Source organism: Acetomicrobium flavidum (assembly GCF_900129645.1).
Taxonomy (GTDB): domain Bacteria; phylum Synergistota; class Synergistia; order Synergistales; family Acetomicrobiaceae; genus Acetomicrobium; species Acetomicrobium flavidum.
In genome coordinates this window covers 239329-263987 of the sequence record NZ_FSQZ01000001.1, presented here as the reverse complement: position 1 = coordinate 263987, position 24659 = coordinate 239329, and the positions used below count along the sequence as shown (strand labels likewise).

Here is a 24659-nt window from a genome sequence, read left to right as displayed (position 1 = left end):
GTGGGATAATCACCGCTTGAGACGGGTTTTTAAAGGCAGCAGGCCGCCCGAAGTTCTCAGCGAGAGGGGGTAAGGATGTTGGGCTACGCTATTATCGAAACTGGAGGCAAGCAGTATCGCGTGACGCCGGGAGATGTACTGAAGGTCGAAAAGATCAATGGAAATCCAGGCGATGTGGTCACGCTGGATCGTGTGTTGTTGATATCCGATGAGCAGGGAGTTAAGGTCGGAAATCCCACGGTCCCGGGGGCTTATGTGGAGGCATCCATAAAAAGCCACGGCAAAGATAAGAAGGTCATAGTATTCAAGTTCAAGAACAAGACCAACTATCAGCGATTCAAGGGCCACCGTCAACCTTATTCGGAGATCGAGATATTGTCCGTGAAGTATTAGTTCGATGATCGAGGTTCGCATTTCTGTCGACAAAAAGGGTCCCCTATCCGTTCAAGCTCGAGGTCACAGCGGATATGCACCAAGAGGGAAAGACATCGTTTGCGCAGCAGTATCTACATTGATGCATGCCTTGCTTTTAGGGTTGAGAGATGTCTTAGGAATACAGGATACAGTCTATGAGATAGACGAAGAGGAGCCAAGGTTTTTTATACTCTGGAGAGAAAGCGACCTTGAAGACGATAGATCAAGGGCAGTTATAGATACCGTATTGAGAAGCCTGAGGTCTATCGCAGATTCATATCCCAAGTATGTCCATATTGTGGAGGTGAATAAAAAATGAAGTTCAATATACAGCTATTTGCCCATAAAAAGGGTCAGGGCAGCAGCCAAAACGGAAGGGACAGCATTAGCAAGAGGCTTGGCGTTAAAAGATATGACGGCCAGCTGGTTAATGCCGGCAATATCATCATTCGTCAGCGGGGGACAAAAGTGCATCCCGGCCTAAATGTGGGATTGGGTAGGGACTACACGCTCTTTGCACTCGCGAAAGGCGTGGTCAAGTTCGAGGATAAGGGCAATAGAAAGTACGTAAGCGTAATCCCTGTTGAGTAGCATTGAAGCTTGAAGTGGCAAATTTGCCGAATAGGGGCCTATTATGTCAGGTCCCTATTCTATTACGGGTGATGCAAATTGAAGTTTATAGATAGAGGCGAGATAGTAGTACATGCAGGTCGCGGTGGTAACGGATGCATGAGCTTTAGGAGAGAAAAGTACGTCCCGAAAGGCGGCCCGGACGGTGGTAACGGAGGAAGGGGCGGAAACGTATATTTAAAGGCAACGGATAGACTGCAAACCCTGGAAGAGTTCACGTACAAGACAGAATTTAAGGCACAGTCTGGACAAAACGGTCAAAAGGCAAATCGCAATGGCAAGGACGGAGAAGACCTCATCATAGAGGTCCCCTGCGGGACCATAGTGTGGGATGCCGATAGCGGTGAGCCGCTAGGCGACCTGGTAGAGCCGGGAGATATGCTCCTTGTCGCTTTAGGCGGAAGGGGAGGGAGGGGCAATGCTACCTTTGCAACTTCCACAAATCAAGCTCCCCGTTTTTCCGAGAAGGGCGAAAACGGACAGTCAAGGCGCTTAGTGCTTGAGCTTAAAATACTAGCCGATGTTGGCATGGTAGGACTTCCCAATGTCGGCAAATCCAGTTTACTGGCGTGTTTGTCCAACGCTAAGCCAAAGATAGCAGATTATCCATTTACAACGTTAACTCCAAACCTTGGCGTATTACTCCTGGAGGACAGAAAGATGTTGCTTGCCGATATACCTGGTCTGATCCAAGGGGCATCGGAGAACAGGGGTTTGGGCCTGTCGTTTTTGAGACACATCGAGCGGACGAGGTTGATATTGTATGTGTTGGACTTGTCCAGCAATTCGATGGAGGACCTAAATAAACAATGGTGTACTTTAAGAGATGAAACAGGCAATTATAACAGAGAAATCCTTAAAAAACCATCCCTGCTTGTTGCAAATAAGGTCGACCTTGTCAAGGATAGTTCCTTCCTGGAACAGGTAGCAAGGTGGGCAAAAGAGTTGGGGCAAGAAATCAAGTTTACCAGTGCCGTTACAAAACAAGGGATTGATGAGCTTTCTTCATCGCTTTTACAAAGGCTTTCGGAGATAAATTGCGAGGGAATTAAAAGGCTATATCCTCTCAAACATGCCGTAAGGGAAGAGATGGTCCAACCTTCTAAGGTAAAGATTGAATCCGTTGGAGAAGGTAGGTTTAGGATAATCAACCGATATCTTGAAGAATTGGTTGAAAGGTATGACTTCGAGCAAGACGAGGCAATAATGCGTTTTAGTAAAATTATAGCAAGGCTTGGTATCGAAGGGATGCTGTCAGACATGGGGGCAAAAGAAGGAGATACGGTTTGTATTGGCGATATGGAGTTCGAGTATATACCTGACATAGATGCCGAATGTGAAATCGACACAGGTGATATCGATATTGACGAGGATGGGGAATAAGGGGAGGATATCATCTTGCCTCAGAGGCGTTCAAACTTCATGAGCAGGATAAAGGTTGGCATAATGGGAGGCACCTTTGACCCAATACATTTTGGTCACCTGGTGGTTGCCGAGGAGGCTTATACTTCTTTAAACCTGTCGGAAATAATATTTGTTCCAACGGGAGACCCTCCTCATAAAAGTTTTAAGAATATAACGCCGGCAGAGGATCGTTACATAATGACCTGTATGGCCATTGTTGATAATCCTCACTTTAAAATATCGAAAATAGAGATTGAACGGGAGGGTCCATCTTACACCATAGATACCCTTAGGGAGATGAGGCATTGGTATCTTCCTAAGGAGGCCGAATTTTTCTTCATAACAGGCATAGACGCGGTGCTACAGATACCAACATGGAAGGAGCCTTTTGCAATCGCGCAGTTAGCTCACATAGTAGCTGCATCCAGGCCTGGCTACGACATATCACAACTGGAGTCGTTGCCCGAGGAGATCAAAAGGGCAGTCATACCACTCGAAATACCTTTGCTGGCTATATCTAGCACTGAAATAAGGCGTCGCGTTGCCGCCGGTCAAAGTATAAGGTACTTTTTGCCTTGGACCGTCGAGCACTACATTTACAAAAAGACCCTTTACACGTTAGAGGGAAGGTGACATCGTTTGACTAGGACACGCTTTGCATTGCTCGTAGTTGTCATGATTATAGCCATCGTTGGAGGAGCTTATACGCGCCTGCACGGTTTCTTTACTCCAAAGGTTGAATCGATCAAACAAACGGTTTTGCATGACGAAAAAACAGGGAAAATCAATATATGTATCATAGGAAAGGATAACACTGAAGACTCACAACGTCCCGATACTATACTGTTTACGATACTGGATCTGGATAACAAGAGCATTCAGATACTGTCCATCCCAAGAGATACGAGAGTACAGATCCCTGGACACGGCTGGAACAAGATAAATCATGCCTATCCCTACGGTGGTTGGGATCTGCTTAGCAGGACGATCGTAAATTACCTTGGGATGCCCATTCATTATCACATAGAGCTTGATTACAGCACCTTCCCCAAACTGGTAGATCTATTAGGTGGAGTAGACATCAACGTAGAAAAAAGGCTGAAATATGTTGACAGAGCGGCAGGTCTTTACATAGACATTAAGCCTGGGTTGCAACATATGGATGGAGAGACGGCACTGAAATTCGTCAGGTTTCGCCATGACGCTTTAGGTGACATAGGGAGGATAAAAAGACAACAACAGTTCATGATGGCATTGCTTCAAAAAATCGCAGATCAGGGCATGAACGCAAAACTGCCCATGTTGATCAAAGAAGTCATGCAGACCGTGCAAACAGATCTTCCGCTGGAAGAGGCTATACAGCTTGCCATGTACTTTAGGGACATGCCCCAAGAGAACATCAGATTCTTCACGTTGCCGGGAAAGCCTGCGCTTCTGTCTGGTGTAAGCTATTGGCTGGGTGATGTAAATAGAGCCATAGAGATACTATCTACACCGGTGAAGGATGCTGCTATCGAGGAAAACGACCAAATAATGGAGGAGGAGACCCCCGAGCAATTTAGGGAGGATGCTGACGGTTCGCGCATAGACAGGATGGCTATAGCTCGGGAAATTAAAAGCAAAGTGGCCATCCTAAACGGCGATGGTACTCCAAGCATAGCAAACCAGGTGGCAGACCTATTACAACGCTGCGGTGTGGACATTGCCTATAAGAGTAATGCGAGACACTTTGATTATCATTATACATCAATCAGTTATCCACGTAACTTAGAAAATGAAGCCAAAACGCTAGGCATGTTACTCGGAATTCAAAATAACCTTATTAAACCTAGCGATGGATCGTCCTACCTTACGATCATTATAGGACACGATTACAAGACTATACTAAGCCAACTCGAAAAGAACCTCGGCATTCAATGATCGGGTGCTTCTGACGATTATTGATTATTGAGGTATAATTTAACTGAAAATAAAATACAAAGGAGAGGTGATTGAACATCCTTAAGGAGGATTTGGTAAGGCGGTATGGGTGGATACCCAAGGTCTTAGCCTCAAAAAAGGCCAAAGATATCATTTCGATAGACATAAGTGAGGTATCCGGCTTTGCTGATGTCTTTTTCATCACAAGCAGTATCTCCGACGCTCATATGAAGGCGCTTTTAGATATCGTGACGGAAGCTCTTGACGAGCGCCATGTGGAATACATCGTCGAGGGTAAAAATAGCAACCTGTGGCGCCTTATAGACTGTGGCGACGTGATAATTCATATATTCAGCTCCGAAGGTCGCGAGTTTTATAACCTGGAGCGCATTTGGGGAGACGCGCCTCAATTACAATATGATGAAGACGGCGAAATCCTTTCGACGGCCAGCGTATGTTAACAAATAGCAAAAAGGGCGAAGGATCAATCAATCCTTCGCCCTTTTTTAGGGACTTTCGAAGTGTCCTATAATGTATCTTATGTTACGTTTAAGGCGAAATTTTGCCCATTTTTATTATTTAGCTTAACTCCTCCGCGTCTTTTCTATGATTCTATCGATGCTATGCGTTTGAAGTCATGGCATTTTTGATTATGCCAATAAAACTGCTGACATCCAGTGATGCGCCGCCAATCAAAGCTCCGTCGATATCCTGTTGAGACATCAAGCCCATGGCGTTGTCCGGCTTGACGCTTCCACCATAAAGGATGCGGACCGCTTGAGCGACGTGCGAGCCGAAGTTGCTTTCTAAAAAGCTCCTTATGAAGGCACACACCCTTTGAGCGTCCTCATCGCTGGCTTTACGGCCCGTCCCAATGGCCCAAACTGGCTCGTAAGCTATAACTACACCTATTTCGAAAGTTTGAGGCGTTCCAAGGGCTTTAAAGGCCTCCTTCAGTTGCCCCTCCACCACGGATTTGGTCATTCCTTTATCCCTTTCTTCCAAGGTCTCTCCTACGCACAGAACCGGCTTGATGCCTAAGGCAATCGCCTTCCTCATCTTCATTTCAATCATATCGTCGGTCTCGCCAAATATGTGACGCCTTTCACTATGTCCAAGGATTACGTATTTACACCCCGTTTCCTTGATCATCGTGCCGGAAACCTCGCCCGTAAAGGCACCGCTATCTTCCCAATGCATGTTTTGAGCGCCTAGGGATATCAAGGCGTTCGCTGATTCTATGGCGCTCTTTGCGCGTTCCAGGCTTACGAAGGGCGGAAAGACGCCAATCTCAATTTCATTGGCCTTTACTGCCCCAAAAACAGCTTCATCTCCAACTATAGCGGTGGCCAATTCTCTAATGAACCTTTCGGTTTCAGACGGTCCCTTGTTCATCTTCCAATTGCCGGCAAAAAAAGGAATGCGCTTTTTCATTTTAAAGCTTACCTCCTAAATTTAAGCGGAGCGCACATTCACGCTCCGCTTAAGATCAAATTCCTAAAGGATCAACGGCTCTATGCCGGGAAGCATTTTCCCTTCCATGAACTCGAGGCTTGCTCCGCCACCCGTCGACACATGGGTCATCTGCTCGGAAAATCCAAGCAAGTTCACCGCCGCCGCCGTATCGCCTCCGCCTACGACGGTATGACCTCCTCTTTTAGTGACTTCGGCTACTGCCATAGCGACGTTTTTAGTGCCTGCCCTGAAGGTCTCAAGCTCGAATACGCCCATAGGGCCGTTCCAGAACACGGTATTGGCCTCTTTTATGACGTCGCAGAAGGCCTTGGCGGTCTTTGGCCCAATGTCCAGTCCCATCATGTCGTCGGGTATGCCCTTTTCGACATCGACAACTTGAGCAGTCACGCCATCTTTTATCTCATCGGCAATGACGGAATCAAAGGGCAGATGAATCTTGACCCCCTTGCTATCGGCAAGGGACAACATTTTTTTGGCGTACTCGATTTTATCCTCCTCACATAAGGACTTTCCTATTCCATGACCTTTTGCCTTGAGGAATGTATAGGCCATGCCGCCGCCGATCACTATATGATCGACTTTTGAAAGGAGGTTTTCGATGACGCCGATCTTATCGGATACCTTGGCACCGCCAAGGATCAACACATAGGGATGCATGGGATTGTCCCTTACCACGCTTAGAGCCTCTATCTCCTTCTTGACCAAGAATCCTGCAAAGGGCTTAAGGTAATCCGCCACTCCTCGAGTTGATGCGTGTGCTCTATGGGCAGCGCTGAAGGCATCCATGACGAATACCTCGAAGGGCCGTGCGAGCTTTTTGGCAAAGGATGGATCGTTTTTAGTCTCCTCCTTGTAGAAACGGACGTTTTCCAGGACCAAAATCTCATCCTGCGACTGCGATGCCACCGCCTCTTCAACTGCCACACCAATGCAATCCGGAACGAATCGCACCTTCCAGCCAGTTACATTGCCCAAATGATCCGCTACTGGCTTAAGCGAAAACTCCGGATCCTTCCCCTCCTTTGGTCTCCCCAGGTGGGAGACCAAAGAGATGAATGCGCCACTGTCCCTCAAGAATTTTAATGTCTCAAGATGGGCCTTAATGCGCGTATCATCCGTTACCGCGCCATCCTTCATTGGCACATTGAAATCGACTCTAACCAATACCTTTTTGCCCGCTACATCTTTGGCTTCGGGGATCCTCAGGGGCATAGCAGATCACCTCGCAGCTTAAAGAGCCCTTGCGACGTAGTTTACAAGATCCACCAATCTGCAGGAATAACCCCATTCGTTATCGTACCAGGCAAAGACCTTGACCATCGTATCTATGACCATGGTCTCGTTTGGCATAAATATGGCGGAATGAGGATCTCCGATGAAGTCGGCGGAGACAAGGGGGCCGGGTTCATAGGCCAATATGCCCTTTAATTCGCCTTCAGCGTATTTCTTCATGGCAGCATTGACCTCTTCCACCGTAACCGGCCTTTTCAACTCTGCGACTAGGTCTACGATCGAGACGTCAGGCGTAGGAACGCGCAGGGCAATTCCGTTGAGCAATCCCTTTAGCTCCGGTATTACCTTACCTATGGCCTTGGCGGCACCGGTAGACGTGGGAATTATAGAAAGTGCCGCTGCCCTTCCGCGAGCCGGGTCCTTCTTGTGCGGAAAGTCGAGCGTTACCTGGTCATTGGTATAGGAGTGGGCCGTAGTCATAAGGCCTCGAAGGACTCCGAACTCCTTGTGCAAAACCTTTACGACCGGAGCCAGGCAGTTTGTCGTGCATGATGCATTAGAGATTATTACGTGCTTTGAAGGGTCATATTTGTCCTCGTTGACGCCCATGACGATGGTTATATCTTCATTGGATGCCGGAGCCGATATTATGACTTTCTTGGCGCCGGCGGCTATATGCGCCTTTGCCTTTTCTCCATCGGTAAATCGGCCCGTAGATTCGACGACGATGTCCACGCCTAAGTCCTTCCACGGAAGTTTTGTAGGATCTGGCTCTGCAAATACCTTGATCTTATGGCCGTCGACAACTATGCTGTCTCCTTCGACCTCGACATTTCCGGGATAACGACGATGCACCGAGTCGTACTTGAACAGATAACCAAGCACCTCAGGAGATGCCAGATCGTTTATGGCCACAACCTCGCACAGCTTCTGAGTATCGTACTGCATCATGGCTCTCATGCACAAACGACCAATTCTTCCGAAACCGTTTATAGCAACCCTTTTTGCCATGATAACACTCCACCTCCCTTGATCTTTGAAAAAATTCTTAAAGATTATTGTAGCAGCGATTGCCTCCAAGTACAAGTTCTATATTTAACATATACACCATCAATATATCTCTTTATCTTACTAATTTGCTTGTGTATTATTGTCTTTATTATCGAAAAGGCCATTGACCATGGTTTCCAGTTTATTCCATCTATATTCTACTGTACTTTTGCTTACCGGTTTAGGCAAGATCTGTCCGATTTCACGAAGCGTGGCGCTGGGGAAATTAAGTCGTGCAAGCACTAAATCGCGAAGGTTTGGCGGTAGGTCGTCGACAAGGTTTGCCTCAAGAAGCAAGTTGCTTATATAAAGCTGCCTTTCAGCAGCCTTCAAGCTCCTTCGAATATTTGATGTATCGCAGTTAACCTGCATGTTAGCCCTGCTTTTGACGGATCTTATTATCGCCTTCTCCTCGATGATAAGCGATGTCTTCATGAGCTCCATTCCGGCCAAAAGGGTCAAAATGGCGTCATGATTGCGAACCTGAATCTCATAGCTGCCCATATGAGCTCTTGCGGTGTGTCTTATGCCTTTAACGTTTAAAAATGATGTCAACTTATCACAAAGCTTATCATTTTTGATCCTAAAGACCAAATGATATCCGTTTTTAGGCCAAAATATGGATCCACAGCCACCAAACGCGCCACGCAACCAAGCCCATGATGCCCGCGCCCCAGATATATCTTCATAGAGGTCCGAAGGCAAGATTAGCTTAACTCGTCCCTTTTTCTTTTCCGGCACCCTCATATAGGATGAAAAATTGATGTCGGACCATCGCGTATGTTTCCATATAGCATAAAGCCTCCTGAAGACCCATAACCTCAAGGAGGCCAGCACTGCATAATTCATCTTTCGTGTTACGAAAATTCCCTCTACTATTCCAGAACACTCGGCTTCATTCTTGCTTTTATCGGATAGTCCACCATTTACCCACTCATCCCAGAGAATTGTATCGACTCTTTCCATATTTCCCTTTCCCTCGCACTTCTTGCTATCCTTACCAGACATTCCGCTAACTTGACTGAGTCATGCCGAACGCTGCCTTCCTCGTTAATTTTATATAATTTGTCCTCTATCAGGTATACTCCGATCTTCTTGAACTTCTCCCTCTCCTCCGGTGTCACAAGCAACGGCATGGAGCCGGCCGCGATATATCTGGAAGATATATCCTGCGGCAAAGGGGTAGAGTTTGCCACAACGAAATCGGGAAACCTTCTGAGGACCTTGGCGATCCATTTTGCGTGATCCCATACGGAAAACCCCTCGGTTTCAAGGGGCTGGGTCATGAGATTACAAACATAAACCACGGGCGCTGAAGAGTTTAGTATAGCATTAGAGACCTCCTCGACGAGAAGGTTTGGTATTACGCTGGTAAACAAACTTCCAGGGCCTAAGACTATAAGATCGGCGTTGCTTATGGCCTTTAACACTTCTGGCAATGGTTTGGCATTTCTGGGTTCAAGCCATAGTTCCTCCAAATCCGGGCCACAGGTTGTTATATTCAATTCTCCCTCTACCCTGGAGCCGTTTTTCGTCCTTCCCACCAAGCATACGCTTTCGGTGGTGACAGGCAAGACCTGTCCCCTTATTGCAAGCATGTAGTTTAGTTCCTCTATGCCCTTTCTAAAATCCCCCGCGATCTCCGTCGCGGCAAGCAGCAAAAGATTGCCCAAGCTATGTCCGGCCAGTTCGCCTCTGTCAAAGCGAAAATTAAGCAAGCGATTCAGCGAACTATCGTCTTCGGCCAGTGCCAGAAGGCAGTTTCTTATATCTCCCGGAGGAAGTACCCCCCACTCCTGGCGCAGGCGACCGGAGCTTCCGCCCTCATCGGTCACGGTCACGATGGCCGTGATGTTCCTGGTAAAGCATTTAAGCCCCTTGAGTAAAGTCGATAGACCCGTACCCCCGCCAATAGCAACAATGTAAGGTCCTAACGATAGCCTTTGATTGGAGGCGCGAATGTAGATGTCTTTATACCTCTTTTTTTGGGATTTATCTCTAGTCTTTGCGTTGTCAAACTGGACATTTGCTACCCTTCGAGAAAATATATAAGCGACAACTCCACCGATGAAAGCGCCGGCAAAGAAGCTAACCAGCGATGACATCGCCAATTTTCTCCTTATCCTTATCTATGTCACGATGTCTTACAATGCACTTTTCCCCCTCATCGCTTAAATGCTTTGCAAGCCATTCGGCATAGGCCACGGAACGGTGTCTGCCGCCCGTGCATCCTATCGTGATGTGAACCTGCGGCTTTCCGGTTTTTCTGTATAAGGGAAGTACTAATTTTATAAACTGCAACGATTCATTATAAAATTGGACCGTCTCACTAAATTTAAGCAAGTATTCCTGCACCTCCCTATCCATGCCGGTGAGATCTCTCAGCGATGGGCAATAGAAGGGATTTTCAAGAAACCTTACATCGAAGACATAATCGCTGTCCGATGGTATTCCGTATTTGTAACCGAAGGACGTTATAATCACCGATGGCTCTGTGTCGATGATCCCGACCGATTTCAATATCGCGTCCTTAAGTTCATGAATGCTCAAATGACTGGTATTTATGACTATATCTGCCAGCTCCCTTACCGGAGCTACCATGGCGCGTTCTTTGGATATCATCTCGCTTAAAGGTAGATCAACTCCCAATGGATGTCTCCTCCTGGTAGTCTCGTAACGTCTGATCAAGATCTCATCGCTGGCATCCAAGAAGATCACCCTTACAAGGGGCAGCTTATCCCTGAGGGCTTTGGTGACGCTTTCAAATCCTTTGAGCAAGACCCCTCCCCTCACGTCGATGACCGCGGCAACACCGTTATTGATAGCTGCTTCATGTGTATTCAACATATCGATGAGCTGTGGCAATATGGCTGGCGGGATGTTATCGATCGCATAAAAGCCAATGTCCTCCAATACCTTTAAGGCGGTAGATTTTCCACCGCCTGACATCCCCGTTATTATGATACATCTGGGTATGGTTTTATTAATTTGTTGATGTGTGTAACTGAATTCGGTATCTTTTTTGCCTATGCCGCTGTCATAATTATTGTCAATGGTGAACATGCCTGTCCGTAAGCACCTCCACTGCATGTCTCAAGGAAAAAGACACGGCAGAAAAGCATTCAATAGCTCCCCTTTCACTTCCCGGAAGAGCTACCAAAAGCGTTTTACCCCTAGATATAGCGATACCTCTACTTAAGATGGACATCGGATTAGATAAGGATGTTGACCAACGCATGTACTCGCCTATGCCGTAGACGATCTTGTCAGACAAGGGCAGTAATGCCTCAGGAGTGACGTCTCTTTGAGAAATTCCCGTGCCTCCAGTTAGCAAAATCAGGTTTAGGGATTTTTTGTCACACCAATCGCATACGACTCTTCGTATCTCGTCAATATCGTCCGGTACTATCTTATATTCCTGGCATATAGCACCTATAGAACGGGCTAAGTTCTCCAAAGCCGGGCCTGATGTATCTATCAACTCACCCCTGCTTCTTCTGTCGCTTACCGTGATGACCCCTAAGGATATCGGAAACCATTCCTCGTACTCTGAAGAGAGGCTCAAAAAACCGCCTTTAAAGATCTCCGCTTCATCGTCTTCGGTAAGCCTTAATATTACCTCTCCATTGGAAAAGGAGATCAAATTGCTCTTATCTTCAATTCCTTGAGATAAGACCAATGTCAGAGACTGCGATGGATCGTTTAAGGTCTGTAGGGGCATGGGATCGGTGACAAAGATTTTCCGGGGTATCCCATCTACCATATCCTCACCAAGGCTTCCCTTATGAAGATATGCCATAGTCAAGTCTTTTTGTCCATCGAAGATCCTTATGAGCCTTTTTTTAATCACCTTTGCGCACCTCTTGCCCTTTCCAAACGTAATGTCCGCTCTTACCGCCGCTTTTTTCTGCAAGATGTATATCTTCAAAATACATTCCCTTATCAATTCCCTTGCACATATCATATATGGTAAGCAAGGCCACAGTGACTGCAGTTAAAGCCTCCATCTCAACGCCAGTGACTTCCCTTGCTGACACATCGGAAGTGACCCTTATACCTGAACGTTTTTCATCGAGCTCACATCTCACCTCAACATGATCTATCCTTATGTTGTGACACAAAGGGATAAGTTCCCACGTCCTCTTGGCAGCCATTATGCCAGCAAGTTCTGCTATCTTTAGAACGTCTCCCTTTGGCGCTTCGCCCCTACAAACCACATCGTAAACTGAGCGAGGCAAGATGATCCATCCGCAGGCTTTGGCCATTCTTTCTGTGGGATCCTTAGCCCCCACGTCTACCATCTTGGGATGGCCATATTCATCAAGATGTGTTATAGACCCCATAACATTATCCCCCTATTTGAGACATATGCCTATCTCCGCTTATCTGCTTTTTCCAATTTTCAGGTTTATCCCAGGAGGCAAGAAGTATCCTGTGTTTAACTTCGTCTAAGTCTCCAGCCCTTAAAGGCGAGAGCAAGTCAACTCCGCCAGAAGCAAATAGGCAATTCTTGAGTTCTCCAGATGCCGTTATCCTCAGCCTGTTGCACGTCTCGCAAAAGTGATGCGAAACAGCAGCTATTACTCCAATTTTTTGCCCGGTCTTTAAGTCAACGAAATATCTTGCAGGTCCATCAGTATCCGTGGTCTTATTTTCCAACTCCTTCCAATCCCCTGAAGAGAAAATCAAATCCTCTATCGATGAAGCTGGAATGAAGGAGTCCTGCGACCACACGCTTCGGTCTAAGGGCATAAACTCAATAAACCTCAACACCCCACCCATTTTTCTTGCAAATTCTGCCAAAGGCCGGATCTCATCTTCGTTAAATCCCTTTATAAGGACTGTGTTGACCTTAAACGGCAAACCCAACCCGCTCCACATTGAGATGCCTTTTAATACATCATCTAGGTTCCCTACCCTTGTAATGTCCTTAAATTTATCGGGGTCAAGCGTATCAAGACTTATATTTAAGTTGATATTTAGATCTTTTATGTTATCAATATAATTAGCAAGCAGCGATGCGTTCGTCGTGACGGCGAGTTCCAACTCCGGAAACAAACGTCGTAACGTGCGCAAAAACTGAGGAATGCCCTTCCTGACAAAGGGTTCTCCGCCGGTTAACCTAATTTTTTTGACGCCAAGTTCCGTCAATATCCCAACGAGCAATTCTATTTCCTCGTATCTCATGATCCTATCATGGGGAATCCATTCTACTCCCTGAGCAGGCATGCAATATCGACAACGAAAGTTACATCTATCAGTAACCGATATGCGTACGTACGTTAACCTTCGTCCTAATTTATCGACAAGCTCTAGGGCCAACGATATCCCCCCATTCTGTCAACCTCTTCTCTAAATTCCTCGTCTGAAATGGCATCGAGTAATGCTGCAATCCCTGGGTGACGCAACTCATCTTCCGGTATGACAAACTCATAGGGTTCTTCCGTTATGGGGATGAAGTCCAAATCCAGGGCATCCGCTGCTGATTTGATCCCCAAAGCGACGTCAGCCAGGCCCCACGCAACCCTGCAGGATGCATCTAAATGAGTTACGGTTTGGTCATCGTAACCTTTGATCAAACTTGCGTCTATTCCATGGTCTTTCAACATGGAATCCAATAAAACTCGTGTCCCAGCACCAGGTTGCCTGTTCACTATGCGAACGTCAGTGCGTGCCAGATCTTCTATGGATTTTATCTCTTTTGGATTTCCCTTCTTTACGATAAAACCTTGCTGTCTGTAGAACAAGAGAAATCGTTTCCACCTATCGCTCATCGGCTTGAAGCTCGCTATATAGCTGTCGTTGTAAAAGCCCGTCTCTGGGTCTAAAAGATGAGCCGCTGAGAGATGGGCTTCTCCTCTTGCCAGGGCCGCCAGCCCTCCCAAACTTCCAACGGAACGTATGATCAGATCGGCACCCCTTCTTCTAACGTAGGAAACCAACTTTGCTACCGCGGGGTCGTCGGAGCCCTGAAATAATGCCCGGCTTTCCCATGGCACGTCTCTTACCAACCTTACCTCCAGCTCCTTGCCCTTTGGACACTCGTAAGTCTTTGAAGAAAGCAATACAAATCCGTCAGCTTCGGCCGTAGCCCGCATTGAACTGGAACCCCCAGAAAGGGGCCATACGTATCTCTTGGATCCAAGCTGAACCGCCCTTACTCTCAGCCATTCGCTTATCCCTTGAGGGGATGTATGAGACATCAGTAGGGATGCCTTTAGCTTTTCCTTGGTTCCCATGGCATCATCAAGGAACTTTTCTTCGTTTAAGTTGCCCTTCATCAAAAGCTCCACTAGAGGGTACACGACAGACCAGGCGACTACCATGGTAGACATGGGAAAGCCCGGCATTCCGACTACGGGCTTGTCTTTTACCGCTCCAAGCAGCGCTGGTCTACCCGGTTTCATCAAGACCCAATGAAACAAAAGTTCACCCTCATGTTCAATGGCTTCAGCAGTGAAGTCCCTCTTTCCCTTAGCCGATCCCGCTCCAATCAACACTAAATCGTATTCTTCGGCAGCCTTTAATAAGGCTTCCCTTAATGACTTTAGGTCATCTTTGACGTGCGGCCCTATGAATAGCGGGGTCTTCCACTTTTCAAACAGGCATTCAAGCATGACCGAATTGCTTTCCATCACTTTTCCTGGCGGGAGATAGCTGGGATCTTCCACATGTCCTCTGGGAACTATCTCGTCACCCGTCGGTATGAATACAACTTTAGGCCTCGATAGGACTGGCAGTTCACGCATTCCTATGGCGTAAAACAAGGCCATTAAATTTGGGTCAACCGCGTCTCCAAAGTGTGCAACGATCTGGCCTTTTACGATATCTTCTCCAACGGGTCTCAGGTTAGCTCCGGGAGACAACGAAACATATACGTATAAATTCCCGTCCTTGAGGGAAGTGTCCTCTACCATGGCAACTGAATCAAAATCGGGCGGAACGAAAGAGCCAGTATTTACCCATTGGTATTGACCTTCGTCGAGAATTGCGGGAGTAGCTGCTGTAGCCATTGAGGTGGAGGATGATAACACTGCATAACCATCTACGGCCGACGCAGGATAGTGAGGGACATTGATCGGCGAAACTATGTCTTCGGCCAACAATGCTCCATGTGCCTGTTGCAATGGAATGCGCTCGACTGGTAACCGTCTGCCGGTCCATCTCGCTCTTAATAATTGCCAAACCTCTTCCAGGGGCAAATGTTCTTTTACCATAGAATTACTCCTATCTCCTCTCCCTTTCTCAACGTCTCGGTGTTTATCGGCAGCATGCCCAAGCCAGCGGTCCCCCTTAAGGCAGATATATAGCCCGATTTAGAATTTACGGGAAGGACGCCATCTGTTCGTAATATAACGGGCACGTATTCCTCAATTCCGCTTGTACCAATGAAATCATCAAGACACTTCATTTTGACGGGCATGAAATTTTTCTCGTATAATTCCATGCCACCGATCATGATATCCAGCAATGGAACCAAAATTACCCTTGCCACAATGGCACATGATAGGGGATGTCCTGGCAATGATATGATCAGTTTTGCCTTTTCCTTGATTCCTCCTATCAAAGTAGGCTTGCCCGGCCTCATGTTTACTCCTCTTACTATCAAACCGGGAGCATCCAAATTTTCCATTACCTCAAGACAAAAGTCCCTACTGGATACGGAAGAGCCTCCGCTCAAGATTACCACGTCGTTTTCAGGTAATGCATTTTTTACGGCCATTTCCAGCATTTCAAGGTCATCGGGCACTATCCCAAGAAATGTTGACCTATATCCGTAAGATTTGAGCATCAGCTGAAGCATAGTGCTATTTACATCCCTGACGCATCCTGGAGGGACAGATTGAGCTCCTATATCCACTATCTCATCTCCGGTGCTTAAAATGCCGATATTTAGGCCCACCGTGTCGATACGATCTACGCCCAATCCGGCAATTGCCGGCACATTTCTAAAATCGAGCAGTTCTCCTGGGCTTCCGACGATGTCACCGCTTTTTACCTCTTCGCCCTTAAGAATTACGTTCTCTCCTGGCATGACGCTTTTCCTTATCTCGATCCAAGGTCCGCTTTCTTCTGTGTCTTCGAGCATTACTACAGCATCGCTATTTTGAGGTAAAATGCCCCCGGTAAAAATTTGCATTGCTCCTTCTTTGGGCAACGATTCATCAGTCAGGCGTCCCATGGGTATGGTGCCACATTTTTTCAAAAAAACCGGTGATGATGTCGATGCACCTATGACATCGGCACTTCTCACCGCATAACCATCGCGCAAGCTGCGGGAGAAGGAGGGAAAGGGTTCAGGCGATTTAACCTCTCTGGCCAAACGCATCCCAAAGGCTTCTTTTATGGAAACCGTGTCATGTTTTAAGGCGATCGGGAAGGCTAACTTGTCGCAAACCATCTTTAATGCTTCCAGCCTTCCGATCAATTCTTCTGTTACTCCAGCCATAACTGTACACCTTTTAAATTAATATTTAACTACAAATGTAGGCAAGTTCATATCCTGCATCTTCTTTTCCAACTGCTTGGCGTCAGATACATCTCCACCGGCATAAACTTGTACCCTGTAATATCTCTTGCCGTTAACTACAGCCTCGACAATTCTGACTTGATTTCCGTATCCTGCCTTCTCAAGTTTGCCTTTAACTTCATCAGCCCTCCATTTTTCCGTAAAGGAGCCAACCTGGACTCCCCACCCGCCCTTAGATGGCTGAGATGTTGCTGAAGGTTGTTGAGATGTCTTGGCCTCGAGGCCATCGGTAGTGGTCTTACTTGCAGCCTTCGTCGACTTTGCAGCAGGGCTTTCGCTTGATGGCACGGCTACGACATTTTTAGAGCTTGCTAAGGGCTCTTCAATGGGCACTGATGGGGTTGCCTTGACGGACGTGCCGGGAGCCTTCGAAGCAGGCTTTGCAGGGCCTGTATCTGCATGGTTTGATATGGGGGCAGGTTGTGCCTCTATTTCTGCAGGCGGTATATTTGCTTTGTCGTTGACAATCCTAGTCGGAGTAAAAAAGAACATCTTAACTCCCAAATATAACAAGCCGATGGCTATTAATCCCACCAAGGGGATCATTATTTGGCCAAAGGAAAAGACGGGCCTTTTCTCGCCTTGCCGATCTCTTTTCATCATGCGCTTATCACCCCTTAAATTAATTCTTTATTTAAAGATATAACCTGGATAATTGCTCTTGAGTTAATTCTCTAGAAACTGGTAAATTAAGAAAGCCTCTATCGTCGTTCTTTGCTAAATTCAGGATGCTCTCGGCCTCTTTTAAACCATACCATGATAGCACATATTCTTTCAACGATCCCTTAAAATCTACTGGTCGTAACGTTATGACTTTACCAAATCCCCTTAGTGACCTATGAAGTATATTTAACCTACGCCTACCTTCAGAAATACCTATAAAGGGTTCCCCTGAAAATGGCGTCCCCGGTTTGGGCACAAAAATACCTATTGAAAGGGTCAGTTTTATCTTTAGTAAATCCCATATGCTCTGCGACATTTCAGCTATTGCCCTTATATCTTCATCACTTTCACCGGGCAGGCCGATCATAAAATACATCTTTACGGAATTTATACCATATTCCTTGGCCATAGCAAGTTTTTTAAGGATGAGTTCATTGGTAAAGTGCTTTTTTATGGTCATTCGCAATGCATCGCTGCCAGCTTCTGGGGCAATCGTTATGCTTCTTTTACCCCCCATGGCCAAAGCCTCCAGCACTTTTTCGTTTAGGGCATCAATGCGAAGCGAGGCAAAGCTTACTCTCTTTCCTGCCTCCATTATGGCATCAAGCAATTGTCCAAGATGGGGGTGATCCCCCGCTTCGGGCGTAACTAGACCTACGTTAAAATCACCTAAGCCCTTAAAATTATCTAAAAATGATATGAGATCATCGATAGACCTCGTCCTTGCCTTGCCAAAATTGTTTGGAACAACGCAATAGGGACAATTTCTAAAGCAGCCTCGCTGTAGCTCCAGCAGCAAAGTTCTACCAAAGGCTGCTTCAGGAGTTAACCAAAGGCTGTGTCCTAGGGATTTTGAAAGGTCTTGTATTCTGCCCCTTTTCCTGTTAATTCCATCCTTGTCGGACAAGATAAGCTCATCATGAAGAGGGGGAACGTAAATATAAGGCGAGGTCGACAACTCATCCCATAGCCTCGCTCTATCTTGATGGATCATGTAGTCACGTAGCGAGTCTACTAAATGATCTATTACAACTTCTCCGTCTCCTAAACAGACAAAATCGGCCAATGAAGAGAAAAGGAGGGGATTGATGTAACTTACAGCTCCACCTATTCCTATGACCGGTCCGTTAAAACGGGCCCTATCTCGCCAATTAAGCGATATTTTGCTATCAGCTAATATGTTTATTAAGTTAACATAATCTGGTTCATAGGAAACAGATGCGGTGATAATGGGAAATTCCCCCAGATGACGATCTTCTTCCAACGACCTGCAATTGGAATCAAAAAACAGTCTTTCTGCGCCAACACCCCTTGTTTTCAACGCTGCATAAACATAATGATAGCCCAAATTCGTCATTCCCACCTTGTAGACGTTGGGGTATATCAACGCCCACAAGGGGGCTCCTCCTTTGGGCAAATCAACAAGCGTTATTTCGTTAAGATTACTTCGCGACACCGACTACTCCTTCTTTTTCCTCCTCACAACGGTGGGAAGGTCAAAGGTATCGACTTGTACTCCACTTATTCTGAACAAGTCCTCCTCAGGGACCTTAACCTCAGCCTCTTCAAGGTCTACGCGCGACCTCTTTTTGCCGGACATGCTCTTTACTCGAGAAGTCTCGCTCTGTTGAGAAATAGGAGAAAAGCCAGTGGCTATAACGGTAATTTGAAGCTTATCATCCATTTCGGGATCCAAGACGTGACCCCAAATTATAATAGCATCCTCTGCAGCTGCCTCAGTGATTACTTGAGCTGCCTCTTTGATCTCATGAATTCCGACGTTATTGCCGCCTGTTACATTGAACAATATCCCCTTTGCTCCCTGCATCGGAGTTTCCATCAAGGGGCTGTTTATGGCAGCCTTTGCAGCCATGACGGCACGGTCCTCTCCCGAGGCCTCGCCAATGCCCATTATTGCAGACCCAGCGTTGCTCATTACAGCTCTTACATCCGCGAAGTCGACGTTTATCAATCCAGGCCTCAATATCAGATCTGTCACTCCCTGTACAGCCTGACGCAGCACTTCATCGGCTAACTTGAACGAATCGAGTAAAGCCATTTTTTTATCGGATATCTCAAGCAACTTGTCGTTGGGTATTACGATAAGAGCATCAACCTTATCCTGTAAATTTTTAATGCCTTCCAGGGCTTGTTTAATTCTCACTTTACCCTCAAAAATAAAGGGCTTTGTAACAACGGCAACGACCAGGGCCCCTGTTTCCTTGGCCACTTCGGCGATGACCGGAGATGCCCCAGTCCCCGTACCACCGCCCATTCCGGCTGTAATAAAAACCATGTCAGCTCCCTGTAAGATTTCTTTTATCATGTCAGCGGATTCCTTGGCAGCCTTAAATCCTATTTCAGGATCCGATCCAGCGCCTTTGCCCTTGGTAAGTTGCTCACCAAGCACTATCTTAATGCTGGCCAAATTTTGGTTTAATTGAGCGACGTCAGTGTTGGCTGCTATGAACTCCACCCCTTTAAGGCCACTCGATATTATGTGGTTTAATGCGTTATTGCCGCCGCCGCCTACGCCAACAACTTTGATAACCTCTCTGTATTTGCCTTCTTTTGAGTTGTCGATTTCAAATAACTTCCCATTTTCAGCCATCTTATGATTCCTCCAAAAATTACTTAAAAAAGTTCTTTAAACGTCCTTTTAATAGTGCTCAATAGGTTCTTAAACATTACGATCACACCAGGTCCATGATCTTCCTCTACGCCGACTTTACTCCTTTTGACCTTGGTTTGCCCGGCGATGATGTTGGATGAAAATGATATGGACGGTCCTATGAATTTAAGAGGATATTTTTCCAAAATGTTCACGTATTTTATGATCCCTGCCAATGATGCATATTCACAGCCGTTTCTGCCGGGAGGCATCTTAGGTCCATCAATGGGATTAGCAATTCTGACGGGCATGCCTAGAATTTCCGAGGCCATATCGGCAATGCCATTGGTCTTTGCAACGCCGCCTGTCAACACCAACCCACTTGGCAGCATAATTGAACCGATGTCACGAAGCTCCTTGTTTACAAAATCTTCGAATAATTCCTCCAGTCGATTATACACCACCTCGTGCACCTGTGCAGCGCTACAGCTTCCCCGCTTGCCCTGGACCAGAAATTCCAGCTCTTCGTCAAAGGCGTCAGAGTCATCCCCGAGGGATATGTGCTTTTTTAGTTCCTCAGCAGCTTCCATGGGAATCTTTAAGACCCTTGCAACGTCATTTGTTATGTGATCTCCCCCGATTTGAATTACGGAAAGCTTCTTTAACGCCCCATCCACATAAATGGAAACCCCAGTGGTGCCCCCTCCGATATCCACCACAGCGACTCCTGACGTTATCTCTCCCGGGGTTAACACCCCCAAGGCGCTTGCCAGGGGTTTTACGATCAGCCCAGTTACGCTGACTCCCGCCCGTTCGGCGCAGTTGACTACATTTTGCACGGTCGCAGTAGGAGACATGATGGACTGCACCTCGACTTCTAGGCGCACCCCGGTCATTCCCAGGGGATCGTCGATGCCTTTTTGTCCGTCTATGGAATACATGACCGGTATGGTATGTACTGTGCAGTAATTGTTGGGCATGCTTATCTCGGATAAGGAAGCATCTATCACCCTTTGGACATCAACCTCGGTGACCTGCCTTGGAGTGCTGCCGAGCGATATCATGCCCTTCGAAATTATACTAGTAGTAAGAGCGCCGCTAAAGCAGACGAATGCCTTATTTACGGCGATGCCAGTCATGCTCTCGGCATCCTCGAGGGCAGAAGATATGGACCGAACGACCTGTTCGAAGTTGACGATCAAGCCCTTGCGCAAGCCCATAGAAGGAGCCGACCCGACTCCGATTATCTGAGCTTCGCCGGTACGCCGATCTTTTTCCGCCACGATTACCGAGGTCTTTGTTGTGCCTATGTCAAGCCCTGCAATCAAATCAATCTTTTCGTACATCTTCGGATGCCTCCATCCCTCGATATCAATCCAACGAAGAAACTTCAAAAGAGGCTCATTTTGTCTTTATCACAATTTTATCTTTATATGTTGCATCAAGGAATATTCTGTTTGCATCGGTCGATTTAACGATTGCTTCCAACGCTGGGGACAGGTTGGTCCATGTAATTTTAGAAAATTCCAACAATATATTAACATCTTTGCCCATGGATGCAACCGTAATCATGACCATAAGTTCTCCGGCAACCCTCATTAATTTTATATCATTCAAACTTTGAACCCATGGTGTATTACGCACTGCTTCTACGAACTCGACAATGGATTTAACCGGAAAAATGCTTTGGCGAACTCCAAGTAAATCTGATTCGTTTGGCACCAGGGGAGGCATAGAATCATCCCATTTTAGCGTCAACATCCCACGTACATCAGCGTTAATGCTTTCCCACAAAGGATTTTTTTCGCTCCAAGCCATTCCATTAGAAGTAATGAACCATCTTATGCCGTGCCATTTTACAATGAATGATGGCTGAAGATGAATCCACTCGATTGTTATCTTACCCCATCCATTAACTTTCACGGAGACACTAACGGGATACCTTGCCTCTATATCGCTCTTCCACGACGAGAAACTCGTAAAAAGCAATGGCCAAAACCTAGCCGCCCTTCCTGTCCAGTTAGCTGCCTCCCGTTCGATCAAAACATTGTTTGGAACGACATCGATGTTTTTAAGCCTAAAAAGGTAAATCCTTTCTTCAATGCCATAAAGAAAACCAAGGACAAAGGATGTAGCCATCATCAAAAGGAAAGCTACTTTTATCTTTGCCGCTTTTTCTCCTTTCAATATATCACGTCCATCATATGGACACCATGCCTTGTCTCCTTAAATTCGAGGCGATTACATTGAATATCTGATTTCCATATACATTAACGTTACCCGCCCCCAACGTCAGAAGGATATCTCCCGGCAACAACTCGTCGGCCACCTTTGTAACAACCTCCCCTTCGCTAACGGAAAGACATCGCTCATGGCCGTATTCATTCACCAAACAATTCGTGATCAGGTCAGAGCTGATCGACTCCTCGAGTTTTTCGTCGGCGGGATATACTGGAAGTATGTACACCACGTCGGCATTCGCCAGCACCTCGGCAAATTTGGCGTACATCGCTTTCGTGCGCGTATATCTGTGCGGTTGGAATATCACTACCAACCTATGGGATGGGAAAATGTTACGCAAGGTATCCAAGGTGGCTCGAATTTCCCTGGGATGATGGCCATAATCGTCGTAAAAATATATGCCGTTACTGATCCCAAGGCATTGCAATCTTCTTTTGGTTCCCTTGAAGTTATAAAGGGCCTTTTGAACTATACCGAAGTCTATGTTCAACAAATCCCCTACGGCACAAGCTGCCAAGGCATTCAAAACGTTATGCTCACCCGATACCCTGAGGGCAAGCCTTCCCATTTCCTTGCCTTCCCTTATTGCAGTAAACGTAACGCCTCCACCTATGGAATGATTTACATCCACGGCACCCCAGTTCCAATGCTTACCCCATCCGTAAGTGATGCAATGGGGGGCAAAAAGCTTCGATACGGACTGGCATCCTGCATCCTCTCCGCACATAACTATCTTCCCGCCATCCTTCCGGTTCGATAAAAATCGAACGAAGGCATCCTGAACAGATTGAAACGTTGGATAAAAATTAACATGATCCCAATCTATGTTGGTGATCACCGGTATATGACATGAAAACAGCTCAAAGGATCCGTCGCTTTCGTCAAGCTCAGATACCATGTACTCGCCATGTCCCAGCCTCGCATTGCCTCCTATATCGGACACTTCGCCCCCTATCGCCACGGTGGGATCCAAGCCTGCGGCATCCAACACTGTAGCGATCATGGATGAAGTGGTAGTCTTGCCGTGGGCCCCAGCTATGCCGATGCCCTTTAATCGATTGAATAAGGCGCTCAGGATGTCGCCCCTCCTGGCTATGTTCACTCCAACCTTTCTGGCATATTCCAGCTCCACGTTGTTCCATGCGATAGCGCTGCTGTATACCAACAGATCCGGCTTAAAGATATCTATGTGAGATGCGCAATGGCCTCTCAAGACCTTTATGCCAAGCCTTTCGAGGTTGCATATATAGCTGGTCCTGCTAACGTCGCAACCTGACACCTCGTAGCCAAGCTCTTTCAGTAAATGAGCCAGCCCGCTCATGCCGGCGCCTCCGACTCCCATCAAATGAAGAGACTTGATGCCGTCTCCAAAAATCGTAGATTTGCTAAACGCGTCCAATGGGGCCCTCTCCTTTCATAGAAAAAGACATAGCGTCCCAGAAGCGGACACATATCTCGTTTCTTTTCGCGTCACACTCGTCGTAATTAAGAGTCCTGTGCAAATTAGATACCTCCAAAAGCATATCCTCTAATTGGTCGATACTTTCGTTCTCGCGCCATATTTTACCTTTTCCAAGACGTAAAAAAAGCTTTGCATTCATCAGTTGGTGGCCATCTGAAGCGTTCTCCCAAGGCACCAACACGCCTGGTACATCATAGCAGATAAGTTCCGATAGTGTCGATGCCCCACACCTGGTAACTGCATAGTCAGCCAAAGAAAAATGTGCCGACAGATCCCAAGAAGGAGGTACATTCAATACGTTGCCAGAAACTTGCTGAATGCCCGGCCTCCCATCGCCTCCAATCAACACAAATATGTGGTTCTTTAAAGAATCACGCTTTGCAACCTCAATAATAGATTGCTTTAACGAGTAACCTCCAATAGAGCCGCCCATTACCATTACAAACTTTTTTGAAGGAACTATGCCTTTCCCTCCAATGGATTCCCAGGCACTCTGTCTATCCATAAACTTGATCCTTCGAATGGGAACCCCAACGGTCGTAAAGGTTCCTGAATCTAGAAAAAGACATTCTTCCCAACCTGCCAATACAGGTATACCTCGCTTCGAACAAAGCCTGGTCGCCTTGCCGGCAACGGCATTTTGCTCATGTGCAACGATAGGAACATGAAGGAATGATGAAGCTAAGATGAAGGGCACTGACAGATAGCCTCCGAAAAGAAGGATGACGTCGGGCATGATCTCTTTAACCAATTTATGCACTTTAGCTAAAAAAACAAACAATTCTTTCCATCGTAAAATAGAACGAAAACCCTTGACCCCGAAGGGAGACCCCGATAGGGGCATGACGATAGGACTTATCCCCAATGCCCTGTAGATGCTCGTTTCAAGTTCCCTGTTGCCACAAAGGTAAGTGACTTCAGCGGGCAAATTCCTTTCTTCAATCCATCGGCCAAAGGATATTGCCGGCAAAATATGTCCCCCGGTTCCACCTGCAACGATTAATATCCGAAGATGATCGCTCATT

25 protein-coding genes are annotated in these 24659 nt (G+C 46.6%); 7 read left to right on the top strand and 18 right to left on the bottom strand.

Annotated features, from left to right (window positions below):
* Positions 1–75: 75 nt before the first annotated feature.
* The 7 genes from rplU (at position 76) to rsfS (ending at position 4829) form a co-directional block, all read left to right on the top strand.
* Positions 76–393 (top strand): 50S ribosomal protein L21, encoded by a 318-nt coding sequence (rplU, locus tag BUQ78_RS01305; protein WP_014806726.1) that lies wholly within the window; start codon positions 76–78, stop codon positions 391–393.
* 4 nt (positions 394–397) lie between these two features.
* On the top strand, positions 398–733 hold the full coding sequence (locus BUQ78_RS01300; protein ID WP_014806727.1) for a ribosomal-processing cysteine protease Prp: 336 nt from the start codon (positions 398–400) through the stop codon (positions 731–733).
* Complete coding sequence (gene rpmA / locus BUQ78_RS01295) at positions 730–1005, top strand: 50S ribosomal protein L27 (RefSeq protein WP_014806728.1); 276 nt, start codon at positions 730–732, stop codon at positions 1003–1005. Before BUQ78_RS01300 ends, rpmA begins: the two co-directional genes overlap by 4 nt.
* Before the next feature lie 78 nt (positions 1006–1083).
* On the top strand, positions 1084–2427 hold the full coding sequence (gene obgE, locus BUQ78_RS01290; protein ID WP_074199045.1) for a GTPase ObgE: 1344 nt from the start codon (positions 1084–1086) through the stop codon (positions 2425–2427).
* A 15-nt stretch (positions 2428–2442) separates the two neighbouring features.
* On the top strand, positions 2443–3081 hold the full coding sequence (nadD, locus tag BUQ78_RS01285; RefSeq protein ID WP_014806730.1) for a nicotinate-nucleotide adenylyltransferase: 639 nt from the start codon (positions 2443–2445) through the stop codon (positions 3079–3081).
* Positions 3082–3087: 6 nt separating this feature from the next.
* Positions 3088–4368: an LCP family protein gene (locus tag BUQ78_RS01280; protein ID WP_245529602.1), complete on the top strand. Its 1281-nt coding sequence runs from the start codon at positions 3088–3090 to the stop codon at positions 4366–4368.
* Positions 4369–4439: 71 nt separating this feature from the next.
* Positions 4440–4829, top strand: coding sequence for a ribosome silencing factor (gene rsfS / locus BUQ78_RS01275; RefSeq protein WP_014806732.1), 390 nt, complete (start codon positions 4440–4442; stop codon positions 4827–4829).
* A 160-nt stretch (positions 4830–4989) separates the two neighbouring features.
* Here rsfS and tpiA read toward each other — a convergent pair whose 3' ends face one another.
* The 18 genes from tpiA to BUQ78_RS01185 all read right to left on the bottom strand — a co-directional run bounded on the left by tpiA (position 4990) and on the right by BUQ78_RS01185 (position 24658).
* The gene (tpiA, locus tag BUQ78_RS01270; protein WP_074199044.1) at positions 4990–5802 is read right to left on the bottom strand and encodes a triose-phosphate isomerase; all 813 of its coding nucleotides are present in this window, start codon (positions 5800–5802) and stop codon (positions 4990–4992) included.
* Positions 5803–5865: 63 nt separating this feature from the next.
* The gene (locus BUQ78_RS01265; protein WP_074199043.1) at positions 5866–7056 is read right to left on the bottom strand and encodes a phosphoglycerate kinase; all 1191 of its coding nucleotides are present in this window, start codon (positions 7054–7056) and stop codon (positions 5866–5868) included.
* 18 nt (positions 7057–7074) lie between these two features.
* Positions 7075–8088 carry a type I glyceraldehyde-3-phosphate dehydrogenase gene (gene gap, locus BUQ78_RS01260; protein WP_014806735.1) on the bottom strand — a complete coding sequence of 338 codons (1014 nt, stop codon included), beginning with the start codon at positions 8086–8088 and terminating at the stop codon, positions 7075–7077.
* 120 nt (positions 8089–8208) lie between these two features.
* A complete protein-coding gene (whiA, locus tag BUQ78_RS01255) occupies positions 8209–9093 on the bottom strand; it encodes a DNA-binding protein WhiA (RefSeq protein ID WP_074199042.1) in 885 nt (294 codons plus the stop codon).
* A complete protein-coding gene (locus BUQ78_RS01250) occupies positions 9054–10232 on the bottom strand; it encodes a gluconeogenesis factor YvcK family protein (protein WP_074199041.1) in 1179 nt (392 codons plus the stop codon). The genes whiA and BUQ78_RS01250 overlap by 40 nt, the downstream gene beginning before the upstream one ends.
* Entirely contained in the window at positions 10216–11190 is a 975-nt protein-coding gene (rapZ, locus tag BUQ78_RS01245; protein ID WP_014806738.1) for an RNase adapter RapZ, read from the bottom strand. Before rapZ ends, BUQ78_RS01250 begins: the two co-directional genes overlap by 17 nt.
* On the bottom strand, positions 11177–11977 hold the full coding sequence (locus tag BUQ78_RS01240; protein WP_074199040.1) for a MogA/MoaB family molybdenum cofactor biosynthesis protein: 801 nt from the start codon (positions 11975–11977) through the stop codon (positions 11177–11179). The genes rapZ and BUQ78_RS01240 overlap by 14 nt, the downstream gene beginning before the upstream one ends.
* A complete protein-coding gene (gene moaC, locus BUQ78_RS01235) occupies positions 11970–12470 on the bottom strand; it encodes a cyclic pyranopterin monophosphate synthase MoaC (RefSeq protein ID WP_074199039.1) in 501 nt (166 codons plus the stop codon). Before moaC ends, BUQ78_RS01240 begins: the two co-directional genes overlap by 8 nt.
* Positions 12471–12474: 4 nt before the next feature.
* Complete coding sequence (moaA, locus tag BUQ78_RS01230; RefSeq protein ID WP_074199038.1) at positions 12475–13449, bottom strand: GTP 3',8-cyclase MoaA; 975 nt, start codon at positions 13447–13449, stop codon at positions 12475–12477.
* Positions 13440–15344, bottom strand: a complete 1905-nt coding sequence (locus BUQ78_RS01225; RefSeq protein WP_074199037.1) for a molybdopterin biosynthesis protein — start codon at positions 15342–15344, stop codon at positions 13440–13442. Before BUQ78_RS01225 ends, moaA begins: the two co-directional genes overlap by 10 nt.
* Positions 15338–16576, bottom strand: a complete 1239-nt coding sequence (locus BUQ78_RS01220) for a molybdopterin molybdotransferase MoeA (RefSeq protein WP_074199036.1) — start codon at positions 16574–16576, stop codon at positions 15338–15340. The genes BUQ78_RS01225 and BUQ78_RS01220 overlap by 7 nt, the downstream gene beginning before the upstream one ends.
* 18 nt (positions 16577–16594) lie before the next feature.
* Positions 16595–17260, bottom strand: a complete 666-nt coding sequence (locus BUQ78_RS01215) for an SPOR domain-containing protein (RefSeq protein ID WP_074199035.1) — start codon at positions 17258–17260, stop codon at positions 16595–16597.
* Positions 17261–17291: 31 nt separating this feature from the next.
* A complete protein-coding gene (locus BUQ78_RS01210; protein ID WP_318259436.1) occupies positions 17292–18716 on the bottom strand; it encodes a B12-binding domain-containing radical SAM protein in 1425 nt (474 codons plus the stop codon).
* 63 nt (positions 18717–18779) lie between these two features.
* Positions 18780–19931, bottom strand: coding sequence for a cell division protein FtsZ (ftsZ, locus tag BUQ78_RS01205; protein WP_074199033.1), 1152 nt, complete (start codon positions 19929–19931; stop codon positions 18780–18782).
* A 23-nt stretch (positions 19932–19954) separates the two neighbouring features.
* Positions 19955–21277, bottom strand: coding sequence for a cell division protein FtsA (gene ftsA, locus BUQ78_RS01200; RefSeq protein ID WP_074199032.1), 1323 nt, complete (start codon positions 21275–21277; stop codon positions 19955–19957).
* A gap of 55 nt (positions 21278–21332) precedes the next feature.
* Complete coding sequence (locus BUQ78_RS01195; protein WP_074199031.1) at positions 21333–22118, bottom strand: hypothetical protein; 786 nt, start codon at positions 22116–22118, stop codon at positions 21333–21335.
* Between the two features lie 13 nt (positions 22119–22131).
* Positions 22132–23571 carry a UDP-N-acetylmuramate--L-alanine ligase gene (murC, locus tag BUQ78_RS01190; RefSeq protein WP_084532131.1) on the bottom strand — a complete coding sequence of 480 codons (1440 nt, stop codon included), beginning with the start codon at positions 23569–23571 and terminating at the stop codon, positions 22132–22134.
* Positions 23558–24658 (bottom strand): UDP-N-acetylglucosamine--N-acetylmuramyl-(pentapeptide) pyrophosphoryl-undecaprenol N-acetylglucosamine transferase, encoded by a 1101-nt coding sequence (locus BUQ78_RS01185; protein WP_074199030.1) that lies wholly within the window; start codon positions 24656–24658, stop codon positions 23558–23560. Before BUQ78_RS01185 ends, murC begins: the two co-directional genes overlap by 14 nt.
* Position 24659: the final 1 nt, after the last annotated feature.

Excerpts from the sequence above, each read along its gene's own strand:
- BUQ78_RS01225 (WP_074199037.1), bottom strand. The coding sequence starts at position 15,344 with ATGGTAAAAGAACATTTGCCCCTGGAAGAGGTTTGGCAATTATTAAGA.
- whiA (WP_074199042.1), bottom strand. The coding sequence starts at position 9,093 with ATGGAAAGAGTCGATACAATTCTCTGGGATGAGTGGGTAAATGGTGGA.
- BUQ78_RS01215 (WP_074199035.1), bottom strand. The coding sequence starts at position 17,260 with ATGATGAAAAGAGATCGGCAAGGCGAGAAAAGGCCCGTCTTTTCCTTT.
- BUQ78_RS01250 (WP_074199041.1), bottom strand. The coding sequence starts at position 10,232 with ATGTCATCGCTGGTTAGCTTCTTTGCCGGCGCTTTCATCGGTGGAGTT.
- tpiA (WP_074199044.1), bottom strand. The coding sequence starts at position 5,802 with ATGAAAAAGCGCATTCCTTTTTTTGCCGGCAATTGGAAGATGAACAAG.
- BUQ78_RS01300 (WP_014806727.1), top strand. The coding sequence starts at position 398 with ATGATCGAGGTTCGCATTTCTGTCGACAAAAAGGGTCCCCTATCCGTT.
- BUQ78_RS01220 (WP_074199036.1), bottom strand. The coding sequence starts at position 16,576 with ATGGCTGGAGTAACAGAAGAATTGATCGGAAGGCTGGAAGCATTAAAG.
- moaC (WP_074199039.1), bottom strand. The coding sequence starts at position 12,470 with ATGGGGTCTATAACACATCTTGATGAATATGGCCATCCCAAGATGGTA.
- BUQ78_RS01185 (WP_074199030.1), bottom strand. The coding sequence starts at position 24,658 with ATGAGCGATCATCTTCGGATATTAATCGTTGCAGGTGGAACCGGGGGA.
- BUQ78_RS01265 (WP_074199043.1), bottom strand. The coding sequence starts at position 7,056 with ATGCCCCTGAGGATCCCCGAAGCCAAAGATGTAGCGGGCAAAAAGGTA.
- ftsA (WP_074199032.1), bottom strand. The coding sequence starts at position 21,277 with ATGTACGAAAAGATTGATTTGATTGCAGGGCTTGACATAGGCACAACA.
- rapZ (WP_014806738.1), bottom strand. The coding sequence starts at position 11,190 with ATGTTCACCATTGACAATAATTATGACAGCGGCATAGGCAAAAAAGAT.
- gap (WP_014806735.1), bottom strand. The coding sequence starts at position 8,088 with ATGGCAAAAAGGGTTGCTATAAACGGTTTCGGAAGAATTGGTCGTTTG.
- rplU (WP_014806726.1), top strand. The coding sequence starts at position 76 with ATGTTGGGCTACGCTATTATCGAAACTGGAGGCAAGCAGTATCGCGTG.
- ftsZ (WP_074199033.1), bottom strand. The coding sequence starts at position 19,931 with ATGGCTGAAAATGGGAAGTTATTTGAAATCGACAACTCAAAAGAAGGC.
- rpmA (WP_014806728.1), top strand. The coding sequence starts at position 730 with ATGAAGTTCAATATACAGCTATTTGCCCATAAAAAGGGTCAGGGCAGC.